Genomic DNA, 19623 nt, shown 5'->3' with positions numbered 1-19623 from the left:
CCTATCCCTTGACCGCGCCGGTGATGACACCCTTGGTGAAGTGCCGTTGCACGAAGGGGAACACCAGCAGCGCGGGCACGACGGCCAGCATCACGACCGCCATCTTGATGGCCAGATTCGGTGCCACGACGGCGGTTCCGGGCGTCGGCCCGGCGAACCCGGTGGGATTGGTGCCCTGGAGGACCATGCTGCGCAACAGGATCTGCAGCGGCGACATCGAGTTGTCGTCGATGTAGAGCACGGCGTTGAAGAACGCGTTCCAGTACCCGACGGCGTAGAACAGCGCCACGACCGCGGTCACCGCCTTCGACAGCGGCAGCACGATCCGGGTCAGGATCCGCACCTCCCCGGCGCCGTCCATGCGCGCCGAGTCGAGCAGCTCCTGCGGGATCGCCATGAAGAACGCCCGCAGCACCACCAGGTTGAACGCGTTGATGGCACTGGGCAGGATCAGCGCCCAGTAGCTGTCCTTGAGGCCCAGTCCGGTGACCATCAGGTACGACGGCACCAGCCCCGGACCGAACAGGAAGGTCAGCAGGAACACGAACAGCAGCGGCCGGTGCAGCACCGACCCCCGCCGGGACAGGCCGTAGGCGGCCAGCACCGAAAGGACGACGCTGAAAGCCGTGCCGACCAGCGTCACGCCCGTCGACACCAGCACCGCCCGTGTCACGGTCCCGCCGGACAGGATCTGCTCGTAGGCCCGCAGCGACAGCTCGCCGGGAACGACCACGAGACCGCCGGCCTCGTTGATGGCCTTCTCCGAGGACACGCTCGTCACGAACACCACCCACATGGGCAGCACGATCGCCAGTGCGATCGCGGTGAGCGCGACGGCCTTGAGGCCCTTGCCCGCGACCGTCGGCTCCTCTTCCCAGACGGGACGCTCGGGATGCCTTCGCTTGATCGTCGTGGTCGTCATTCTTTGGAGTACACCCCCTGCTCGCCGAGTGTGTGCGCCACCCGGTTGGCCACCAGGATCAGCACGAGGCCGACCACGCCCTTGAAGATTCCGGCGGCCGCGCCGTAGCTGAGGTCGCCGACGATGATTCCCTGGAAGTACACGTAGGTGTCGAGGACCTCGGCCGCCCCTGCCCCGACCGCGTCGCGCTGGAGCAGGAACTGCTCGAAGCCCACCGACAGGGCGCTGCCGAGCTTGAGGATCAGCAGGAGCACGATCACCGGCCGAAGTCCGGGCAGGGTCACGTGCCACAGGCGGCGCCACCGGCCGGCTCCGTCGCTGGCCGCGGCCTCGTAGAGGCTCGGGTTGATCGCCGACAGGGCCGCGAGGAACACGATCATTCCCCAGCCGGCGTCCATCCACACCGCCTGCGCGGTGACCAGCAGCGGGAAGCCCTCGGGGTTGTTCATGATGTTGAGCGGTTCGAGCCCGAGCTCGCGCATCTCCTGCGCGAGCAGGCCCGCACCGCCGAGCATCTGCTCGAAGAAGGACACCACCAGCACCCACGAGAAGAAGTGCGGCAGGTAGACGATGCTCTGCATGATCTTGCGGATGCGGCGGGACAGCACCGAGTTGAGCAGCAGCGCCAGCGCGATGGGGATCGGGAAGAAGAACACCAGCTGGAAGCCGGTGAGCGCCAGGGTGTTGACCGTGGCGTCCCAGAAGCCGGGGTCGCCGAGCATGCGCTGGAAGGTGCCCAGCCCGACCCACTCGCTGCCCGCGGCGCCCGCGTAGGGGTTGTAGTCCTGGAAGGCGATGGCGTTCCACAGGGTCGGGATGTAGTGGAAGACCACCAGGAGGCCCGCCGCCGGCAGCGTCATCGCCAGCAGCGGCCAGTCGCGGCGAAGCCTTGCGGCCAGTGGCGTGCGGCGGGGTTTGCGTCGCGCGACGGGCGGCGCAGGCGTCACGCCCGCGGAGGACCGCTCGCCGGTAATCGTGGGCATCGCGTTCTCCCGGCGAGACGGCGGGACGACCCCGAAGGGATCCGGCGGGCGCCGGATCCCCGGGTGTTCACTGTGGACACCGACTCACCGGCCGTTGTCACTGAGGGCCTTGGCGTAGAACTCGCGGCCTTCCTCGCCGCCCTTCTGCAGCCATTCCTTCTTGATGGTCTCCAGCTCCGACAGGGCCGTCCGGCCGCGCAGGATGTCGTTGATCTTGTCCTCGGTCGGCTGCTTGAGCGCGGCGACCTTCGACGGGATCTCCAGCCGGATCCCCTCCCACGGGTCCTTCTCCTGGAGGGGCGTGACGGCGTTGTTCCAGTCGACGCGCGACTGGACCTGACCGAAGTACTTGGCGGGCGTGATGACCGGCGGGGCTCCGCTGATGTTGGCGTAGGGTCCGGCGACCTCGGTGTTGCCCAGGTCGTTCTTCACCGGGGTGCCGTCGGCGCCGCGCGTGAAGTGCTTGCCCTCCTCACCGAAGAGGATCAGCTCGGCCTCCTGCGAGCCGTAGGGCGCGCCGCACCAGTTCAGGACCCGCAGGATCTCCTTGACCCGGTCGTCGCCGAGGTCCTTGCGGATGAAGTTGTAGAACACGACCCGGCCGCCGCCGCGCATGATCGGCGTGGTGGTGCCGTCGTGCGAGTAGGGGTAGACCGGCTGCATGTCGAACTTGGGATCGATGGCCGTCTGGGTGGCCAGGGAGCCCTCCCAGCCGCCGAGGCCGTCGGTGGTCATGAGCATCTCGCCGCTGTTGAACAGCTGCTTGGCGTCGCCGGTGTTGGACATCATCTCGGGGTGCACGAGACCGTCGGCGAACAGCTTCGTCATGAACTCGACCGCCGCGGCGTACTCGGGCGTCTCGATCTTGTTGACGACGGTGCCGTCGGCGTTCTTGCGCCAGCCCTCCTGCGAGCCCGGCGAGCCGAAGAGCCGCTCGACCTCCCAGATGATGCTGCCGAAGGCCCAGCGCTTGGCCTTGGCGTCGGTGACGGCCTTGCCCAGGTCGTAGAGCTCCTGCGCGGTCGTGGGCGGCGCGACACCGAGCTCGGTGAAGATGTCCTTGCGGTAGAAGAAGGCCCAGGGGTAGCCGTCGGACGGGTAGGGGACGGCCATGATCTTGCCGCCCCAGACGCACTCCAGCCAGGACTTGGTGGGCAGGTTCGCCAGCATCGGGTAATTGAGGGCGGCGTCGCCCTGCAGGTGGGGTGTCAGGTCGGCGAAGAGCGCGGACACGGCGTCGCTGAAGTGGGCGAGTCCGGCGACGTTCCACGAGGGGATGCACAAGACCTCCGGCACGTCCTTGGCGCCGAGGATGGTGTTGAGCTTCTCGAAGTAGGTGACGCCGTCCTGGAGGGAGAACTTGACGGGCACGCCGAGACGGGTGTTGACCGTGTCGTAGTAGGAGTTGCTGCCCAGGGCGGGCGGCACGGTGCCCCAGTGCGGGGCCATCGCGGCGATCTCCTTGCCGCTGGTCCCGGGCGTCTCGGTGATCGCCTGGACCAGGTTCTTCGGGTAGCTGAGGTACCCGTGCGGGGCACCGCCGACACCGGGGAGGTCCGGTGGGATCAGCTCGACCGGCTGATACCTGGGCATCAGCTGGAGGAGCTTGTCGGTCTGGGTCGCGGTGCCCTGGTCACCGGCGCCGCCCCCGGAGCCGCAGGCGGCGAGCAGTCCGCCCGAGGTGGTGGCGAGGGCGCCGACGCCGAGCAGGGAGAGGAAGCCGCGCCGGTCGACCGCCGCCTCGGTGAGGGGTCGTTTCACGTCTGGTCGCTCCTTTCGAAGCGTGTCACCGGATGGCGTGTGAGGACGCCTCGGTAGAATTAGTTGGGCTATCGTCTAAACAAACTAGTCCATGGTGGCGGAGGCCACAAGGCCGTGTCGGCCGGGTACGCGCGCGGTGCGCCCGGCGTCGGCACGGCATGATGAACGCGGGGTCCCGCAGCGGGGCGCCGGCCACCATCGCGAACGGAGTACGCCCTCATGCCGACCGGTCCCAACCCGGCCGATTTCGCCGTGGTACGAGCCACCAACCTGGCCGTCGTGCTGCGACACGTCCACGCCAACGCCCCCTGCTCGCGTGCCGACATCGCCGCCGAGACCGGCCTGAACAAGGCGACCGTCTCCAGCCTGGTCGCCGACCTCATCGACCGGCGCCTGCTGCGCGAGACCGGTCTGACCGAGCGCCGGATCGGCCGCCCGGCGACCATGCTCGTGCTCGACGGCGAGCCCTACGTGGCGCTCGGCATCGAGGTCAACACCGACTACCTGTCCCTTTCGGCCATCGACCTGGGCGGCGCCCGCGTGCTGTCCTGGCGCCGTTCCTTCGACGGCCTCGACTCGACCGCGTCCCGGGCCGCCACCGCGATCGCCGCGCTGGCGCGGCGGGCCGCCGCCCGCATCTCCCGGCAGGACCGGCGCATCATCGGCCTGACCGTCGGCGTTCCCGGCCTGGTCACACCGGCCGGGGTGGTCGCCAACGCCCCCAACCTGGCATGGTCCGACGTCGACCTCACCGGAGCGCTGCGCTCGGCACTGGGGAACCCCGCCTACCCGGTCACCGTCGAGAACGACGCCAACCTGGGCGCGATCGCCGAGTACCGCTACGGAGTCGCCGCCGGACATCCCGACCTCGCCTACCTGACCGGTGAGCTCGGCCTCGGCGCCGGGATCCTGATCGGCGGCCGGCTGGTGCGCGGCAGCAGCGGCGCGGCCGGCGAGATCGGGCACGTCGAGGTGGTCCCCGACGGGCCGCTGTGCGGCTGCGGCCGCCGCGGCTGCCTGGAGGCCGTCGCCGGGACGGCGGCGATCGTGCGCCGCATCGACCCCGACAACACCGACGAGGCCCTGCGCGACCTCGACCCGGAGGTCGCCGAGATCGCGCGCCGCGCCCGCGCGGGCGACAAGGTGGTCGTCGCGGCCCTCAACGAGATCGGCGGCCACCTCGGCAAGGGCGTGGCGATCCTGGCCAACGTCCTCAACCCCTCGCTGATCGTCCTCGGCGGACACTACGTCCCGCTCGCCGAGTGGCTGCTTCCCAGCGCCCAGGCCGAACTCGCCAAGAGGGTCCTGGCGCCCGACGCCGGCGGCGCCCGCCTCGCCGTCTCCGAACTGGCGCACTCGGCGGCCGCCTCGGGCGGCGCGGCCTCGGTGCTCGACGCCGTCGACTACGCGAAACTCTCCGTCTAGAAAACGGTCCCCGACGCGTTACCGAAACGAGACCTTCGGCGGCCTTGACCGCCGCCTCGTCGCGGTGCCAGCCTCAATGCACCGCCGCCGCAACAGCACCGAAACCTCACCGGACATTCGTCGAAACGCTTCGACAAATCCCTCGGCCGCCTTCTCCGGCCGGTCGTCGAAGCGCTTCGACACAGGCAAAGGACCGTCGATGAACGCAACCGTCCACCTGGATCACACGCGGCCACTGTCCGAGCGCGTCGAGGCACTGCTCGGCGCGCTGACCTTCGAGGAGAAGGTCGCCTTCCTGCACCAGCACCAGCCCGCCGTCGAGCGTCTGGGCACGTCCGCCTTCACCACCGGGACCGAGGCCGCCCACGGCCTGGCGTGGCTCGGTTCGGCGACGGTGTTCCCGCAGGTCGTCGGCCTCGCCAGCACCTGGGACCCGGAGCTGATGGAGCGGGTCGGCTCCGCCGTCGGCGACGAGGTGCGCGCCTTCCACCACTCGACCGGCCGCGGCGGACTCAACGTCTGGGCGCCGGTGGTCAACCCGCTGCGCGACCCCCGCTGGGGCCGCAACGAGGAAGGCCACTCCGAGGATCCGTGGCTCACCGGGGTCATGGCCACCTCCTATGCCGCCGGGCTGCGCGGCCACCACCCCGTCTATCTCAAGACCGCGCCGACCCTCAAGCACTTCCTGGCGTACAACAACGAGACCGACCGCTGCACCACGTCGTCGAACCTCGGCCGGCGCGTCCTGCACGAGTACGAGCTGCCCGCCTACCGCGCGGCGCTCCTCGAAGGCGCGGCCGTGGCGGTGATGGCCTCCTACAACCTGGTCAACGGGCGTCCGGCGCACGTGTCGCCGCTGATCAACGAGGTCCTGCGCGAGTGGCAGCCCGACGTGGTGGTGGTCAGCGACGCCCTGGCACCGTCCAATCTGGTCGATCCGCAGCACTACTTCGACGACCACGCCCACTCCCACGCCGCCGCCCTGATCGCGGGGATCGACAGCTTCACCGACAACGACGCCGACACCGCGCCGACGATCGCCCGGGTGACCGAGGCGGTCCACAAGGGACTGATCGGTGACGCCGAGGTGGACGCCGCGGTGCGAAGGCTGCTCCTCCTGCGCTTCCGTCTCGGCGAGTTCGACCCGCCCGAGTTGAACCCCTATACGGCGATCCCGGCCGAGGTCATCGACTCGCCCGAGCACCGCGCGCTGGCGCGCGAGGCCGCCACCGACTCGATCGTGCTGCTCAAGCGCGAGTGCGGGCTGCTGCCGCTGGCGCCGCAGCGGGCGTCGCGGGTGGCGGTCCTCGGGCCGCTCGGCGACCGGCAGCTGACCGACTGGTACAGCGGCACGCTCCCCTACGCGGTGACCGCGCGCGAGGGGCTGGCCGCCAGGATCGGCGCGGAGAACGTCACCGCCGCCGACGGCGCCGACACCGTCGCGCTGCTGTGCGGGGGCAAGGCCGTGGTGTCCGATGGGGACGGTCCGCTGCGGCTGGCCGAGGGCGAGGGCAGCGGCTTCACGGCCTACGACTGGGGCGGCGGCCAGTGGACGCTGCTGTCGACGGTGAGCGGGCGCTACGTGACCGTGGTCGAGGGCGGCGCCCTCCACGACGACTCCCCCGGCCCGCACGAGTGGGTCGTGCGCGAGATCTTCGTGCCCGACTTCCGTTCCGACGGCACACTTCGCCTGTGCCATCACGGTTCCGGGCGCTGGTTGCGGGCCGGCGACGACGGTGTCCTGCGCGCCGACGCCGGTGAGGCCGAGGCGGGGGTGTTCACCGTCGAGCTGCTCACCGACGGCGTCGCCGAGGCGGCGCGGCTGGCGGCCGAGGCCGACGTGGCCGTCGTCGTGCTGGGCAACCATCCGCTGGTGAACGGTCGCGAGACCGAGGACCGCGCCGACCTCGCCCTGCCCGCGCAGCAGCAGCGGCTCCTGGAGGCCGTGCACGCGGCCAATCCGCGCACGGTCCTGGTGCTCCAGAGCAGCTATCCCTATTCCGTCACGTGGGCGCAGGCCGAGCTCCCGGCGATCCTGTGGTCGGCGCACGGCGGCCAGGAGTACGGGCACGCGCTGGCCGAGGTCCTCTACGGCGAGGCCGAACCCGGCGGCCGGCTGACGCAGACCTGGTACCGCGACGCCGCCGACCTGCCCGATCTCCTCGACTACGACATCATCGCCGACGAGGCCACCTACCTGTACTTCCGCGGCACGCCGCTCTACCCCTTCGGGCACGGCCTGAGCTACGCAACGGTGGAGTACGAACGGATCCGGCTCTCGGCGGACACGGTCGACGCCGACGGTTTCGTCGACGTCGAGGTGGTCGTGGTCAACACCGGCGAGCGCCCGGCGGTCGAGGTCGTGCAGCTGTACAGCCATCGCGCGCGGTCGCGGATCCCCACGCCGTTGCGGCAGTTGCGCGCGTTCGCCAAGCTGCGGCTGGATCCGGGCGAACCGCACTCGGTGACGATGCGGGTGCACGCCTCCGAGCTGGGGCACTGGGACGTCGGCGCCGGGCGCTGGTTCGTGCCCTCGGCGAGGCATCGGCTCCAGGTGGGCCGGGCCGCGACCGACATCCAGCTCTCAGCGACCCTGGACGTGCGCGGGGAGGCTCCGGTGCCGCGCGTGCTGTCGGGTGAGCTGGTCGCCGCCGACCACGACGACTACTGCGGCACCCTGCTGGTGCCGGAGACGCCGTTGGCGGGCGACGCGGTCGCGGCGGTGCGCGATGGTGCGTGGGCGGCCTTCCATGACGTGGTGTTCGACGCCGGGGTCAGGGCGTGCCGGGTCCTTGCGGCGAATCCGTCGGAGGCGCCCGCGACACTGTCCCTGCGGCGTTTCGATCCCCACACCGGTCCGGTGCTGGCGGTCTTCACGGTGCCGCCGACCGGCGGTCCGCAGGAGTTCGTGGCGGTCGACTCGCCGATCCCGGCGGTTCCCGGTGCCGGTGATCTGTACCTTGTGTACGGCGCGGCCGCCGTCGTGGTCGGCCGCCTGAGTTTCAGCTCGGAGAACACATGACCGAACCCGGCCGAAGGCGGGCGCAGCGTCCCGGTTCGGTGACCATCGCCGACGTCGCCGGGCACGCCGGCGTCGCCGTGAGCACGGTGTCCTATGTGCTCAGCGGCAAGCGGATGATCTCGGAGACGACCCGGCAGCGGGTCCTGGCGAGCATCCGCGTGCTCGGCTACCACCCGCACGCGGGTGCGCGGTCGCTGGCGAGCAAGCGGTCGAACGTGATCGCGATGGTGCTGCCGCTGCGTTCGGGCATGCATCTGCCGGTGCTGATGCGCTTCGCGACGGCCGTGGCGATAACCGCGCGCCAGCACGATCACGACGTTCTTCTCGTGACGGCCGACGAGGGCCCCGCGGGCCTTCGGCGGCTCGCGGCGGGGTCCATGGTGGACGGCCTGATCCTGATGGACGTGGAGTGGGAGGACCCGCGGGTCCCGCTGCTGCGCGAGTTGGACCTGTCCAGCGTGCTGATCGGGATCCCGTCGGACAGCACGGGGGTGACCTGCGTGGATCTCGACTTCGCCGCCGCGGGCGCGGCCTGCGCGGAGCACCTGGCCGAGCTGGGCCACACGAGTGTGGCCCTGCTCGGCGCTCCGGCTGTGGTCTACGGGCGCGATACCGGTTTCGCCCGCAGGACCCGCGCGGGGTTCCTGGAGCGCGCCGCCGCGCGCGGCGCCGACGCGGTGGCCGTCGCGTGCGAGGACGACGCGGGCTCGGCGGCCCGGGCGGTCGGCGAGCTGCTCGCCGCCCATCCGGAGACCACGGGGATCGCGGTGCACAACGAGGCCGCCGTCGGGCACGTGCTGAGCGCGTTGAGCGCGCTCGGCAGGCGGGTCGGCGAGGACACCGCGGTGGTGGCGATCTGCCCGGAGGACGTCGCCGAGCGGACCGCGCCCGCCCTGTCCTCGGTGCTGATCCCGGCCGAGGACCTGGGCGAGCGCGCGGTCTCGCTGTTGATGTCCAAACTGGAGGGTGCCGCGGTGCCGCGGGAGACGCTGCTGGCGCCGCGTCTGACGGTGCGGGAGAGTTCGGCGCGTCCTAGAGCCGGTAGCCCAGCAGTTGGCCCGGCCAGTCCTTGACCGTGAAGGTCTGGATCGGTTCGAAGCCCTGCGAGGTGTAGAAGGCGACGAGTTTTCGGTCGTCGCCGCCGTAGCAGTCGACGCGTACGAGCTCGACGCCCCAGGCGATCGCGCGTTCGCGCGCGTGGGCCAGGAGGGTCGCGCCGACCTGGCGGCCGTGGAAGGCGCCGGCGGTGATGAGGAAGTGCACGTACAGCTCGGGTTCGTCGGCGGCGGGAACGTACTCCTGCCCGTGGTCGCCGACGGCGAGGGCGCCGGCGGGTTCGCCGTCGATCTCGGCGATGTAGAACTCGCAGCTGGTCAGCCGTTTGACCATGCGCTCCTCGGTGGCGGCGTTGCCGGTCCAGGTCCTGGTGCCCCATTGGCCGGTGCGGCCGCGCTCGGCGAGCCAGGCGACGGCCTCGTCGCCCATTTTGAGGATGGCGGGGATGTCGGCCTCGGTGGCGAGCCGGATGTGGATGTCGCTCATAGGGCGGTAAGGATACGCGGACCGTCCTCGGTGATCGCGATCGTGTGTTCGAAGTGCGCGGCGCGGGTGCCGTCGACGGTGCGGATGGTCCAGCCGTCGGCGTCCAGGCGCGAGTCGTCGCGGCCGCCGATGTTGAACATCGGCTCGATCGCGATGGCCAGGCCGGGACGCAGGCGCAGGCCGCGTCCGGCGCGGCCCTCGTTGGGCACGTGCGGGTCCTCGTGCATGCGGCGGCCGATGCCGTGTCCGCCGTAACCGGCGAGCAGGCCGAAGCGTCCGGCTCGGCAGACCTCGCCGATGGCGGCGGAGACGTCGCCCATCTTGGCGCCGGGGACGGCCGCGGCGATGCCGGCGTGGAGGGCCCGCTCGGTGGCCTCCATGAGCGCGGCGTCGGCGGGGGCGGGCTCGCCGACGGCGAAGGTGACCGCCGAGTCGCCGCACCAGCCGTCGACGAAGGCGCCGCAGTCGACGCTCACCAGGTCGCCTTCGGCGAGGGGATCCTCGCCGGGGATGCCGTGCACGATGGCGTCGTTGACGCTGATGCAGGTCACGGCCGGGTAGGGCGTCTTGGCGAAGCCGGGAAGGTAGTTCAGGAAGGCCGGGGTGGCGCCCGCGTCGGCGATGACCTTGCCGGCGACGTCGTCGAGTTCTCGCGGTGAGACCCCGACGGCGGCGTGCGCGCGGACGGCCGCGAGGGCCTGCGCGACGACGCGGCCGGCCTCCCGCATGGCGGTGATCTGCGAGGGGGTCTTCAGTTCGACCACGGTCCACTCCGTTCCCGGCCCGCCGTCCGCTCCGGGCGTCGGCGACACGAATTCAAATACCGGTATTATTATCGCATCATGGTACGCGACAGGTTGACGGAGTCCGAACGGCAGCGCGGCGTGCGCCTCGGCCTGCTGTTGCGGCAGGCCAGAGGCGCACGACGGGCGACCGAGGTCGCCGCGCTCGCCGGGATCTCGGTGGAGACGCTGCGCAAGATCGAGACCGGGCGGATCCCGACGCCCGCCTTCTTCACCATCGCCGGGCTGGCCGCGACGCTCGGCCTGTCGATGGACGTCCTCGCCGGCAACTGCGGCGAGGAGAGCCGGGCGGCTTGAGGTCCCACGCCCAATGGCGGTGAGGGCGCGGCGCGGGCGGCAATGGAGCGCGGACCCGGACGGACCGGGCCCGCGCGTCAGGTCAGGCCAGGTTCGCCGAGCGCGGGTAGGCGTCGGCCGGGTCGGTGAGCACGTTGACCAGGTAGGGGACGCCGGCGTCGAAGGCGCGCTTGAGCGCCGGGCCGAGGTCGGCGGCCTTCTCGACGGTCTCCCCCGCGCCGCCGAGCGCGCCGACGACCTCGTCATAGCGCAGCCCGGGCTGGAGGTCGGCGGCCACGTCGTAGCCGTACATCGCCTTCATGGGGTGCTTCTCGAGCCCCCAGACGCCGTTGTTGCCGCAGACCATCACCACCGGCAGCTTCTGCCGCGCCAGCGACTCGACGTCCATCAGCGAGAACCCGGCGGCGCCGTCGCCGAGGAGCACGCAGATCTGCCGCCCGGGATTGACGACCCGGGCGCCCATCGCGTAGCCCATGCCGGTGCCGAGGCACCCGTACGGGCCGGGGTCGAGCCAGCTGCCGGGCCGGGAGGGTTCGAGGTACTTTCCGGCGTAGGAGACGAAGTCGCCGCCGTCGCCGATCGTGATCGCGTCGGGGTCGAGCGCCTTGCGCAGTTCGCCGTAGACGCGCGCCGGGCGGATCGGGTCGGTGTCGGCCGACATCTCCTCGCCCGCCTTGTGAGCCGCGGCGTCCTCGGCGGTGCGCAGCGACGCGATCCAGACATCGTGGTCGGCGCGCACTCCGGCGTAGGAGGCCAGCTGCGTCAGGGCCAGCCGCAGATCGCCGTAGGGCGCGGCGGCGGGCTTGACGTGGGTGGCGCGCTGGGTGTCGGCGTCGACGATGTGCACGACCTGGGCGTCACCGAAGTCACCGAACCCGAGCCGGAAGTCCAGCGGCGTGCCGATGACGGCGACGACGTCGGCGCCCTTGATCGCCGTGCGGCGGCTGCGGGCGAAGGCCAGTTCGTGCGCCGGCGGCAGGGCGCCGCGGCCCATGCCGTTGGTGTACAAGGGGATCCGCAGGGCCTCGACGCACTCGCGGAGCGCGGCGAAGGCGTCGGCGGCGTAGACGTCGGAACCGGCGATGATCACCGGACGCTCGGCGCGCGCGAGCAGCGCCGCGGCTTTGGCGGCCTCGTCGGGATCGGGCTCGTGGACGCCGGCGGCCCCGGCCTCGGGGATCTCGGACTCGGCGCGCGAGAACACGACCTCCAGCGGCAGGTCCAGGAACACCGGGCCGCGATGGTGCTTCATCGCCGCGCGCACCGCTCCATCCACATCGGACACCACGGCGGCGGTGTCGGTGACGGTCGCGGCGTGCTTGGTGACCGGCGCCAGGATCGGTACGTGGTCGAGCTCCTGAAGGCTGCCCGAACCCCAGCGCCACATCGCCGCCCGCCCGGCGAGCACGACCACCGGCGAGCCGTTGAACTTCGCCGTGGTCACCGCCGAGATCCCGTTGGTGACACCGGGACCGGCGGTCAGCACCGCCAGCGAGGGACGTCTGGTCAGGCGCGCGACGGCTTCGGCGGCGAACACCGCCGTCTGCTCGTGGCGCACGTCGTAAATGGGCACGTCCTGCTTGACGGCCGCGTCGTACAGCGGGAACACGTGCCCGCCGGACAGGGTGAACATCTCCCGGACACCGTGACCCCGCAGGGTCGCCAGGGCCAGGTCTCCACCGGTGCCTTCCATCGTGGACCTCCTGACCCCGCAGCCTACGCGCCGGTAGCCTCCCGCGGTGCGCGGTGACCGATCCCGCGCGCCGGAACACCGCCGAAGATCGCCAGCGGCGGCACGTCGCGGGTCACCACCGCGCCGGCGCCGAGCACGGCTCCGGATCCTATGTGGACTCCGCGGGTGACGACGGTCTTGGTGCCCAGCCAGCAGTCGTCGCCGATGTCGATCGGGGACTTCACGATCCCCTGGTCCTTGATGTCGACCGTCAGGTCGGCGACGCGGTGGTCGAAGTCGATGACGTAGACCTCGTCGGCGAGCAGGCAGGACGCGCCGATGCGCACGTCGAGGTAGGCGTTGACGGTGACACGGGTGGCCAGGACGGTCTCGGCGCCGATGCGCACCGTGCCCTCATGTGCGCGGACGGCCGTACCGTCGCCGATGTGCACGCCCGGCTCGATGATGAGCCGCCCGTGGCCGCGGCGCGCGTGCAGGCGCACGCCGCGTCCGATGTAGACGGGCCAGGCGATCCGCAGGTGGGGCGCGGTCAGGCGCACGCGCGCGTAGCGCAGCGCCCAGACCAGTCGCCGCCACCGGCTCATCGCGGCTTGGTGCCGGTGATGAGGACGTTGTAGAAGATGTCGCGGGGCAGTACCCCGGTGAGCACTTCGTCCACTTTCGACAGTGCCTGCCAGCTCCGGTAGGCGAAGTCGGCCCAGCCGAAGCCGAGTCGCTCGCGCGGCACGGCCGCCTCGAAGGTGCGCACCGGCCAGCCGAAGATGGCGGCGGTGAGCTCCTCGGTCTTGACCTCGACCTCGGCGGCGCCGGCCGCAACGGCCATGTCGCGCAGCTCGCCGGGCACGAAGGTGTGCAGGTCTACAACCGATTCGAGCGCGGCGGCCTCGGAGGACTCGTCGAGCTCCACCTGCGGGCGGCGGAAGCCCTCCAGTCCGGGCAGCTTCGTCAGGTTGGTGGTGGCCCACCAGGTGAGCCGCCCCAGGCGCCGGGCGTAGAAGTCGCCGACGCGGGTCGGGTCGCCGGCGAACACGAAGCGCCCGCCCGGCTTGAGAACTCGCAGGACCTCGCGGAAGGCGAGTTCGACGTCGGGGATGTGGTGCAGGACGGCGTGCCCGACGACGAGGTCCATCGACGCGTCCTCGTAGGGGATCTCCTCGGCGTCGGCGACACGGCCGCCGACGTCGAGACCGAGGGCTTTGCCGTTGGCGCAGGCGGTCTCGACCATGCGCGGGGAGATGTCGGTGACGTGCCCGCGCTCGATCACCCCGGCCTGCATGAGGTTGAGGGTGAAGAAGCCCGTGCCGCAGCCGACTTCGAGGGCGTCGCCGTAGGGCCAGTTCTCGCGCCCGGCCATCAGCGCGAAACGCTCGCGGGCGTAGTCGACGCAGCGGTCGTCGTAGGAGATCGACCACTTCTCGTCGTAGGTCTCCGCCTCCCAGTCGTGGTAGGCGATGTTGGCGGCCTTGGGGTCGTCGCGCAGTTCGTCGTAGAGGGTCATCGACCGGTGAACTCCGGCTTGTCCTTGGCGATGAAGGCCTTCATGCCGACGTTCTTGTCCTCGGTGGCGAACAGCCCGGCGAACAGCTGCGACTCCCAGTTGAGGCCGTTGGCGAGGTCCATCTCCATGCCGCCGTCGATGGCGGCCTTGGCAGCGCGCAGCGCCTGCGCCGGGCCGGTCGCGTAGGACTTGACCATCTCCACTGCCGTGTCGAACACGTCGGCGGCGGGGACGACCCGGTCGACCAGGCCGATGGCGAGGGCCTCCTGGGCGTCGACCATGCGGCCGGTGAAGATGAGGTCCTTGGCCTTGGCGGGGCCGACGAGCCGCGGCAGCCGCTGCGTGCCGCCGGCGCCGGGGATGATGCCGAGGCGGATTTCGGGCTGCCCGAGCTTGGCGTCGTCGGCGCACACGCGCAGGTCGGCGGTGAGCGCCAGCTCGCAGCCGCCGCCCAGGGCGTAGCCGGTGATCGCCGCGACGACGGGCTTGGGGATGCGGGCGACGGCGTCGAAGGCGCTCGACAGGTCGCGCGCGCGTGCGGTCATGTCGACGTAGTCCATGTCCGACATCTCCTTGATGTCGGCGCCCGCGGCGAAGACCTTCTCACCGCCGAAGAGGACGACCGCGCGGATCTCGTGGCGCGCGCTCGCCTCGTGGGCCGCGGCGCGCAGCTCCTCCTGGACCTGCGTGTTGAGTGCGTTCATCGGGGGGCGCGACAGGCGGATCACGCCGATGCCGGCGGTCACTTCGAGGCGTACGAACTCGCTCATGCAGGGGATGTTACCGGGGAGTCGGTCCGCTCCGGCCGGGGCTGTTGACGCAGGGACGCGGCGATCCCTGCGAGGGCGGTGTCGACGGCCTCGGGGAGCGGCAGGTCCCTGACAAGGGCGCCTCTGGCGGCGGCCATCATCGCCCCGATCACCGCGCCGATGAGGGCGAGGGCCTCGATCTCGCCGAGTTCGCCGGGCCGGGTGGCGCGCAGGGCGTCGGCGAAGCGCTCCTGGGCGTCGAAGAGGCGCTGGAGCACGGCGGACCGCAGCGCCGGGACGGTCATGGTGAGCCTCAGCCGCAGCACCTCCAGTTCGTCGCCGGGGTCGCGGGGGCCGGTGAGCAGGCCGGCGATGGTGCGGACGAGGACGTCGACGGGGGCCTCGCCGGGCTCCCGCTCGGCGATGCGGCGCACGGCGAGGTCGAGGAGATCGGGCTCGGAGAAGACGACGTCCTCCTTGGCCGGGAAGTGGTTGAAGAAGGTCCCTGGCGAGACGTCGGCGGCGGCGGCGATCTGGTTGACGGTCGTCTCCTCGTAGCCGTGCTCGCCGAAGAGGCGGTAGGCCGTCTCGATGATGACCCGCCGGGTCCGCTGCTTCTTGCGTTCGCGCATGCCCTGCCCGGCTTCTTCACTCATGCGGTGACTCTACTACAGCGACTACCTAATTGAAGCTGCTACATTTTTGTAGTCACTTCAGTCAACTTCGAAGGAGCGAGCCCATGTGCGGATTCACCGGCTGGGTGTCCTACGAGCGAGATCTCGCCCGGGCACGGAACACCGTCGACGCCATGACCGCCACCATGTCCTGCCGCGGTCCCGACGACGCCGGCGTCTGGATCGACGAGTCCGGCGGCGGGCACGTCGCCCTGGGCCACCGCCGCCTGGCGATCATCGACATCGAGGGCGGCGCCCAGCCCATGCGCGCCGACACCCCCGACGGCCCGGTCGTACTGGTGTACGCCGGCGAGACCTACAACTTCACCGAACTGCGCGGCGAACTGCGCCACCGCGGCCACGCCTTCACCACCTCCTCCGACACCGAGGTCGTCCTGCGCGCCTACCTCGAATGGGGGCCGGCCCTGGCCGAGCGCCTCAACGGCATGTTCGCCTTCGCCGTCTGGGACGGGCGCGAGCGCAAGCTGGTGATGGTCCGCGACCGGCTCGGCGTCAAGCCGCTCCACTACCTGCCCACCGCCGACGGCGTCCTCTTCGGCTCCGAGCCCAAGGCGATCCTGGCCAACCCGCTCGTCGAGGCGGCCGTCGACACCGACGGGCTGCGCGACGTCGTGTCGTTCATCAGCACGCCCGGCGGGAATTTCTGGTCCGGCATGGCCGAGGTCGAGCCCGGGACGGTCGTGACGGTGAGCCAGGCCGGCATCCGCACCGACGTCTACTGGTCGCTGCCGGCCGCCGAGCACACCGACGACCTCAAGACGACCGTCGGGAACATCCGCGACCTGCTGGAGGACATCGTCGCCCGCCAGCTCGTCTCCGACGTCCCGCTGTGCTCACTGCTGTCCGGCGGCCTCGACTCCAGCGCCCTGACCGCGCTGGCGGCCAAGGTCACCCCCGGACGGCTGTCGACCTTCGCCATGGGCTTCGGCGAGTTCATCGCCGACGACCTGCGCGCCACCTCCGACACCGAGTTCGCCCGCGAGGTCGCCGCCCACGCCGGCACCGAGCACCACGAGATCCACCTCGACACCGCCGGCCTGGCCGACCCCGCCCTCCGCGAGCGCGTCCTTCGGGCCGCGGACACCCCCATGGGCGGCGGGGACGCCTTCGGGTCGCTGCTGCTGCTGTTCGAGGCCGTCCGCGAGCACTCGACGGTCGCGCTGTCGGGCGAGACCGCCGACGAGGTCTTCGGCGGATACCGGTGGACGCACTGGTCGGCCGAGCGGGCGACCGAGACCTTCCCGTGGCTGGCGCTCGTCCCTCCCCGCGACGACGTGCTGACCCCCGAGGCGCGCAAGGAGCTGGATTTGCCGACCTACGTCCGCGAGCGCTACGAACAAGCGCTCGCCAAGGTCGCGCGGCTCGACGGCGAGAGCGGTCTGGAGCGGCGGATGCGCGAGGGCTCGCATCTGCACCTGACGGTCCTGCTGCCGATCCTCCTCGACCGCAAGGACCGGATGAGCATGGTCGGCGGGCTGGAGGTGCGCGTCCCCTATTGCGACCACCGGCTCGTCGAGTACGTCCACAATGTCCCGTGGGCGATGAAGACCTTCGACGGGCGCGAGAAGAGCCTGCTGCGGGCCGCTGTCGCCGACATCCTTCCCAAGTCCGTCGTCGAACGCGTCAAGAGCCACTACCCGCAGACGCAGGAGGCCGGATACTCCAGGGCGCTGCGCGAGCAGGCCCGCCGCTACCTCGACGACCCGGCGCACCGGCTGTTCGGTCTCGTCGACCGCGACCGGCTCACCGCCATCGCGAACGGCGACGGCCCGCTGGAGATCGGCGCGCGACTGGGCCTGGAACTCGCCCTCGACCTCGGCCTGTGCCTGGAGACCTACTCGCCCAGGCTGCGGATCGCTTGAGCCCTGGGGGCGGGTCCTGGTGATCTTGTGGGTGCGGGCCCCGCAGTGATCACCCGGACACGCCCTAAGGCGCACAGCCCGGCACGACGGGAGGCTGTGCGCCCGCCTCCAGCACCACCGAACCGCCGGTCAGCACGGCGAGCACGTTGCGCCAGCCGCCGGAACCCGGGTTGAAGATCTCGCTGTGTGCGTGGATACCGCGGATCTCGGTCCCCGCCAAGGGCCCTAGCGGGCGGCCGATGTCGTCGACGGCGTTCGGGTCGTCGAGGTGGAAGCCGCTGTCGAGAAGGATCGTCCCGGGCATCAGGTCGGGATCGAGGCCGTGCCCGATCCCCAGCGCGTCACCGGAACCCTGCACGTAGCCGATCAGGTCGGCCGGCGCGGTCATCGAGTAGCGGGGACGGCAGGGGTCGTCGAGCTGTTCGGGACCGCTCACGCCGTGCCCCGAACCGGCCGAGGCCAGGTGCAGGACCACGTCGGCCGACAGGCCCTCGGTCTCGGCGAGGCCCACCACCGGGCCTCCGTAGGAGTGCCCGACGGCCACCACGGTTGTCGAAGGCGCGAGCCGGGTCCGCAGGTCCTCGCTGAAGGCGGCCAGCCTCGGCGCGGCGCGCTGGGCGTAGGTCGCCATGCCCTCCTGGGCCCAGCCGCTGGGGAACTCCGCGCCGGCCCACACGATCACGGCCAGCTTCTCGCCCGCCTCCGGCGCGTCGACGAAACTCTTGGCGCGCAGGGCATAGCGGACGAAGTTGTCGCTGACCACCGACGCACTGCCGCCGGGGACCATGATGCCGACGCGGTCGGCGGTGTCGAGGTCCCCGATCAGCTCCACCCAGCTCCCCTGCCCGTTGTTGGCACCGGGATCGAAGTAGATGAGGTCATGGCCGCGCGCGTTGGCCGCGGTGAAGAAGTCCCGGTAAGGCAGCGCGGCCAGCTCCGACGGCGGCGCCCAGACCGGCACCGGGAGCCGGGTGCTCACGTTCGACTCGGCCGTGACGCGGATGCGGTTGGCGGCGATCCGCGAGGAATAGGGAGCACCGTCGAGGTTGCCGATCGAGTCGGGGAACAGCACCGCGGCCCAGTCGGCGACCTCGGCCGAGATCGCCGAGAAGAAGCGCCGGACCGAGGACGCCTCGGTGTCGGCGTGCGACAGCAGGCTGATCGCCGTGGCGAAAGGATCGTCGGGCAGACTCGCCGGGTCGCGCTCGACGGCCGCGACCGACAGCTCCGGGTCGGCGGCCACCGCGTAGGACGCCTCGACCGGCTCAAGCGCGCCCACCGTCGAGGGAAGCAGCATGTCGATGAGATCGCGCGGCACGGTGTCGAACGGTGAACCGGCCACGTCGTCGGCGGGATCGGCGCCGACCGGCGAGGCCGAGTCGATCGGGTAGACCAGACCCGGGATCGTCGCCACCGAAACGGCCGCGAGCACCAGGAGCACCGTCAGCCGCAGATTCGCCTCTAGTCGCTCCCGCCAAGTGCTCACCTAGCCTGTATAACACCGCCGCGACGCAACTCGGCAGCTTTGATCATTGATCCCTTTTGCGGCGTTCAGATCGCGCGGGCGGTGAAACGGTCGGCGTTGCGGCTCAGTTCGAGCTTCACCCCGAAGGTCTTGGTGAGGTTCTCACTGGTCAGCGTCTCGTCGAGCAGGCCCGCCGCGACCACGCCGCCGTCGCTGAGGAGCAGGGCGTGGGTGAACCCGGGCGGGATCTCCTCGACGTGGTGCGTGACGAGGACCAGCGCCGGAGCGTCGGGATCGTAGGCGAGCTCCGAAAGGCGCTTCACCAGCGACTCGCGCGCGCCGAGGTCGAGACCGGCGGCGGGCTCGTCGAGGAGCAGCAGCTCGGGGTCGGTCATCAGCGCGCGGGCGATCTGCGTCCGCTTGCGCTCGCCCTCCGACAGCGTCCCGTAGGTCCGGTCGGCGAGCTCGGCCATGCCCAGCTGCTCCAGCAGGGCGCGGGCGCGCTGCTCGTCGACCGGGTCGTACTCCTCGTGCCAGCGGCCGAGGACCGACCAGGCGGCGGTGACCACGACGTCGACGACCGTCTCGTCGCCGGGGATCTGCTCGGCGAGCTGCGCGGTGGCCAGGCCGATACGCGGGCGCAGCTCGAAGATGTCCACTTTGCCCAGTCGCTCGCCGAGGAGCTCGACGGTTCCCGAGGTCGGGTGCATGCGCCCCGAGATGAGGTTGAGCAGGGTCGTCTTCCCGGCGCCGTTGGGTCCGAGGACCACCCAGCGCTCGTCGAGTTCGACCTGGAAGCTCACATCGCGCAGGAGAAGGCTGCGGCCGCGCCGGACGACGGCGGAGTCCACGGAGATGACGAGATCAGTCGGCTCTGGCACGGGTTAATCCAATCACGACCATTCG

General features: G+C 71.1%; 17 protein-coding genes. 5 read left to right on the top strand and 12 right to left on the bottom strand.

Features of this window, described 5'->3' with window-relative positions:
• Position 1: 1 nt before the first annotated feature.
• From AB0I28_RS10760 to AB0I28_RS10750, 3 genes are all read right to left on the bottom strand, one after another.
• Entirely contained in the window at positions 2-922 is a 921-nt protein-coding gene (locus tag AB0I28_RS10760; RefSeq protein WP_357491820.1) for a carbohydrate ABC transporter permease, read from the bottom strand.
• The gene (locus tag AB0I28_RS10755; RefSeq protein ID WP_357491818.1) at positions 919-1905 is read right to left on the bottom strand and encodes an ABC transporter permease subunit; all 987 of its coding nucleotides are present in this window, start codon (positions 1903-1905) and stop codon (positions 919-921) included. Before AB0I28_RS10755 ends, AB0I28_RS10760 begins: the two co-directional genes overlap by 4 nt.
• 84 nt (positions 1906-1989) lie before the next feature.
• On the bottom strand, positions 1990-3666 hold the full coding sequence (locus tag AB0I28_RS10750) for an extracellular solute-binding protein (RefSeq protein WP_357491816.1): 1677 nt from the start codon (positions 3664-3666) through the stop codon (positions 1990-1992).
• Positions 3667-3885: 219 nt separating this feature from the next.
• Between AB0I28_RS10750 and AB0I28_RS10745 the strand changes: the two genes are divergently transcribed.
• From AB0I28_RS10745 to AB0I28_RS10735, 3 genes are all read left to right on the top strand, one after another.
• Positions 3886-5091, top strand: coding sequence for an ROK family transcriptional regulator (locus tag AB0I28_RS10745; RefSeq protein WP_357491815.1), 1206 nt, complete (start codon positions 3886-3888; stop codon positions 5089-5091).
• 199 nt (positions 5092-5290) lie between these two features.
• Complete coding sequence (locus AB0I28_RS10740) at positions 5291-8113, top strand: glycoside hydrolase family 3 C-terminal domain-containing protein (RefSeq protein ID WP_357491813.1); 2823 nt, start codon at positions 5291-5293, stop codon at positions 8111-8113.
• Complete coding sequence (locus tag AB0I28_RS10735; protein ID WP_357491811.1) at positions 8110-9186, top strand: LacI family DNA-binding transcriptional regulator; 1077 nt, start codon at positions 8110-8112, stop codon at positions 9184-9186. The genes AB0I28_RS10740 and AB0I28_RS10735 overlap by 4 nt, the downstream gene beginning before the upstream one ends.
• Here AB0I28_RS10735 and AB0I28_RS10730 read toward each other — a convergent pair.
• Positions 9146-9655 carry a GNAT family N-acetyltransferase gene (locus tag AB0I28_RS10730; protein ID WP_357491809.1) on the bottom strand — a complete coding sequence of 170 codons (510 nt, stop codon included), beginning with the start codon at positions 9653-9655 and terminating at the stop codon, positions 9146-9148. The two genes, AB0I28_RS10735 and AB0I28_RS10730, sit on opposite strands and share 41 nt — an antisense overlap.
• Positions 9652-10419, bottom strand: coding sequence for a type I methionyl aminopeptidase (gene map / locus AB0I28_RS10725; protein ID WP_357491807.1), 768 nt, complete (start codon positions 10417-10419; stop codon positions 9652-9654). Before map ends, AB0I28_RS10730 begins: the two co-directional genes overlap by 4 nt.
• 78 nt (positions 10420-10497) lie before the next feature.
• On the opposite strand from map, the gene AB0I28_RS10720 reads away from it, so the two are divergent.
• Positions 10498-10755 (top strand): helix-turn-helix transcriptional regulator, encoded by a 258-nt coding sequence (locus tag AB0I28_RS10720; RefSeq protein WP_357491805.1) that lies wholly within the window; start codon positions 10498-10500, stop codon positions 10753-10755.
• Between the two features lie 82 nt (positions 10756-10837).
• Here the strand turns inward: AB0I28_RS10720 and AB0I28_RS10715 are convergent, their stop codons facing one another.
• Genes AB0I28_RS10715 through AB0I28_RS10695 form a run of 5 tightly spaced genes read right to left on the bottom strand, consistent with a single transcriptional unit; the run spans position 10838 to position 15351 of the window.
• Positions 10838-12448, bottom strand: coding sequence for an acetolactate synthase (locus AB0I28_RS10715; RefSeq protein ID WP_357491803.1), 1611 nt, complete (start codon positions 12446-12448; stop codon positions 10838-10840).
• A 23-nt stretch (positions 12449-12471) separates the two neighbouring features.
• Positions 12472-13032 (bottom strand): DapH/DapD/GlmU-related protein, encoded by a 561-nt coding sequence (locus AB0I28_RS10710; protein WP_357491801.1) that lies wholly within the window; start codon positions 13030-13032, stop codon positions 12472-12474.
• Positions 13029-13946 (bottom strand): class I SAM-dependent methyltransferase, encoded by a 918-nt coding sequence (locus tag AB0I28_RS10705; RefSeq protein WP_357491799.1) that lies wholly within the window; start codon positions 13944-13946, stop codon positions 13029-13031. Before AB0I28_RS10705 ends, AB0I28_RS10710 begins: the two co-directional genes overlap by 4 nt.
• Positions 13943-14716, bottom strand: a complete 774-nt coding sequence (locus AB0I28_RS10700; protein WP_357491797.1) for an enoyl-CoA hydratase-related protein — start codon at positions 14714-14716, stop codon at positions 13943-13945. Before AB0I28_RS10700 ends, AB0I28_RS10705 begins: the two co-directional genes overlap by 4 nt.
• On the bottom strand, positions 14713-15351 hold the full coding sequence (locus tag AB0I28_RS10695; RefSeq protein WP_357491795.1) for a helix-turn-helix domain-containing protein: 639 nt from the start codon (positions 15349-15351) through the stop codon (positions 14713-14715). Before AB0I28_RS10695 ends, AB0I28_RS10700 begins: the two co-directional genes overlap by 4 nt.
• Positions 15352-15434: 83 nt before the next feature.
• On the opposite strand from AB0I28_RS10695, the gene asnB reads away from it, so the two are divergent.
• Entirely contained in the window at positions 15435-17252 is a 1818-nt protein-coding gene (gene asnB / locus AB0I28_RS10690) for an asparagine synthase (glutamine-hydrolyzing) (RefSeq protein WP_357491793.1), read from the top strand.
• A gap of 64 nt (positions 17253-17316) precedes the next feature.
• Here the strand turns inward: asnB and AB0I28_RS10685 are convergent, their stop codons facing one another.
• A complete protein-coding gene (locus AB0I28_RS10685; RefSeq protein ID WP_357491791.1) occupies positions 17317-18738 on the bottom strand; it encodes an alpha/beta hydrolase in 1422 nt (473 codons plus the stop codon).
• Positions 18739-18803: 65 nt separating this feature from the next.
• The gene (locus tag AB0I28_RS10680) at positions 18804-19598 is read right to left on the bottom strand and encodes an ABC transporter ATP-binding protein (RefSeq protein ID WP_357491789.1); all 795 of its coding nucleotides are present in this window, start codon (positions 19596-19598) and stop codon (positions 18804-18806) included.
• Positions 19599-19623 lie beyond the last annotated feature (25 nt).

It is taken from the genome of Phytomonospora sp. NPDC050363, from assembly GCF_040655735.1.
Lineage (GTDB): Bacteria > Actinomycetota > Actinomycetes > Mycobacteriales > Micromonosporaceae > Phytomonospora.
This window is presented reverse-complemented; position numbering and strand designations above follow the sequence as displayed.

What these genes read in the sequence shown, in the direction of transcription:
- AB0I28_RS10760 (WP_357491820.1), bottom strand. Translation starts at nt 922, where the DNA reads ATGACGACCACGACGATCAAGCGAAGGCATCCCGAGCGTCCCGTCTGG.
- AB0I28_RS10755 (WP_357491818.1), bottom strand. Translation starts at nt 1,905, where the DNA reads ATGCCCACGATTACCGGCGAGCGGTCCTCCGCGGGCGTGACGCCTGCG.
- AB0I28_RS10745 (WP_357491815.1), top strand. Translation starts at nt 3,886, where the DNA reads ATGCCGACCGGTCCCAACCCGGCCGATTTCGCCGTGGTACGAGCCACC.
- AB0I28_RS10740 (WP_357491813.1), top strand. Translation starts at nt 5,291, where the DNA reads ATGAACGCAACCGTCCACCTGGATCACACGCGGCCACTGTCCGAGCGC.
- AB0I28_RS10735 (WP_357491811.1), top strand. Translation starts at nt 8,110, where the DNA reads ATGACCGAACCCGGCCGAAGGCGGGCGCAGCGTCCCGGTTCGGTGACC.
- AB0I28_RS10730 (WP_357491809.1), bottom strand. Translation starts at nt 9,655, where the DNA reads ATGAGCGACATCCACATCCGGCTCGCCACCGAGGCCGACATCCCCGCC.
- AB0I28_RS10720 (WP_357491805.1), top strand. Translation starts at nt 10,498, where the DNA reads ATGGTACGCGACAGGTTGACGGAGTCCGAACGGCAGCGCGGCGTGCGC.
- AB0I28_RS10715 (WP_357491803.1), bottom strand. Translation starts at nt 12,448, where the DNA reads ATGGAAGGCACCGGTGGAGACCTGGCCCTGGCGACCCTGCGGGGTCAC.
- AB0I28_RS10710 (WP_357491801.1), bottom strand. Translation starts at nt 13,032, where the DNA reads ATGAGCCGGTGGCGGCGACTGGTCTGGGCGCTGCGCTACGCGCGCGTG.
- AB0I28_RS10705 (WP_357491799.1), bottom strand. Translation starts at nt 13,946, where the DNA reads ATGACCCTCTACGACGAACTGCGCGACGACCCCAAGGCCGCCAACATC.
- AB0I28_RS10700 (WP_357491797.1), bottom strand. Translation starts at nt 14,716, where the DNA reads ATGAGCGAGTTCGTACGCCTCGAAGTGACCGCCGGCATCGGCGTGATC.
- AB0I28_RS10695 (WP_357491795.1), bottom strand. Translation starts at nt 15,351, where the DNA reads ATGAGTGAAGAAGCCGGGCAGGGCATGCGCGAACGCAAGAAGCAGCGG.
- asnB (WP_357491793.1), top strand. Translation starts at nt 15,435, where the DNA reads ATGTGCGGATTCACCGGCTGGGTGTCCTACGAGCGAGATCTCGCCCGG.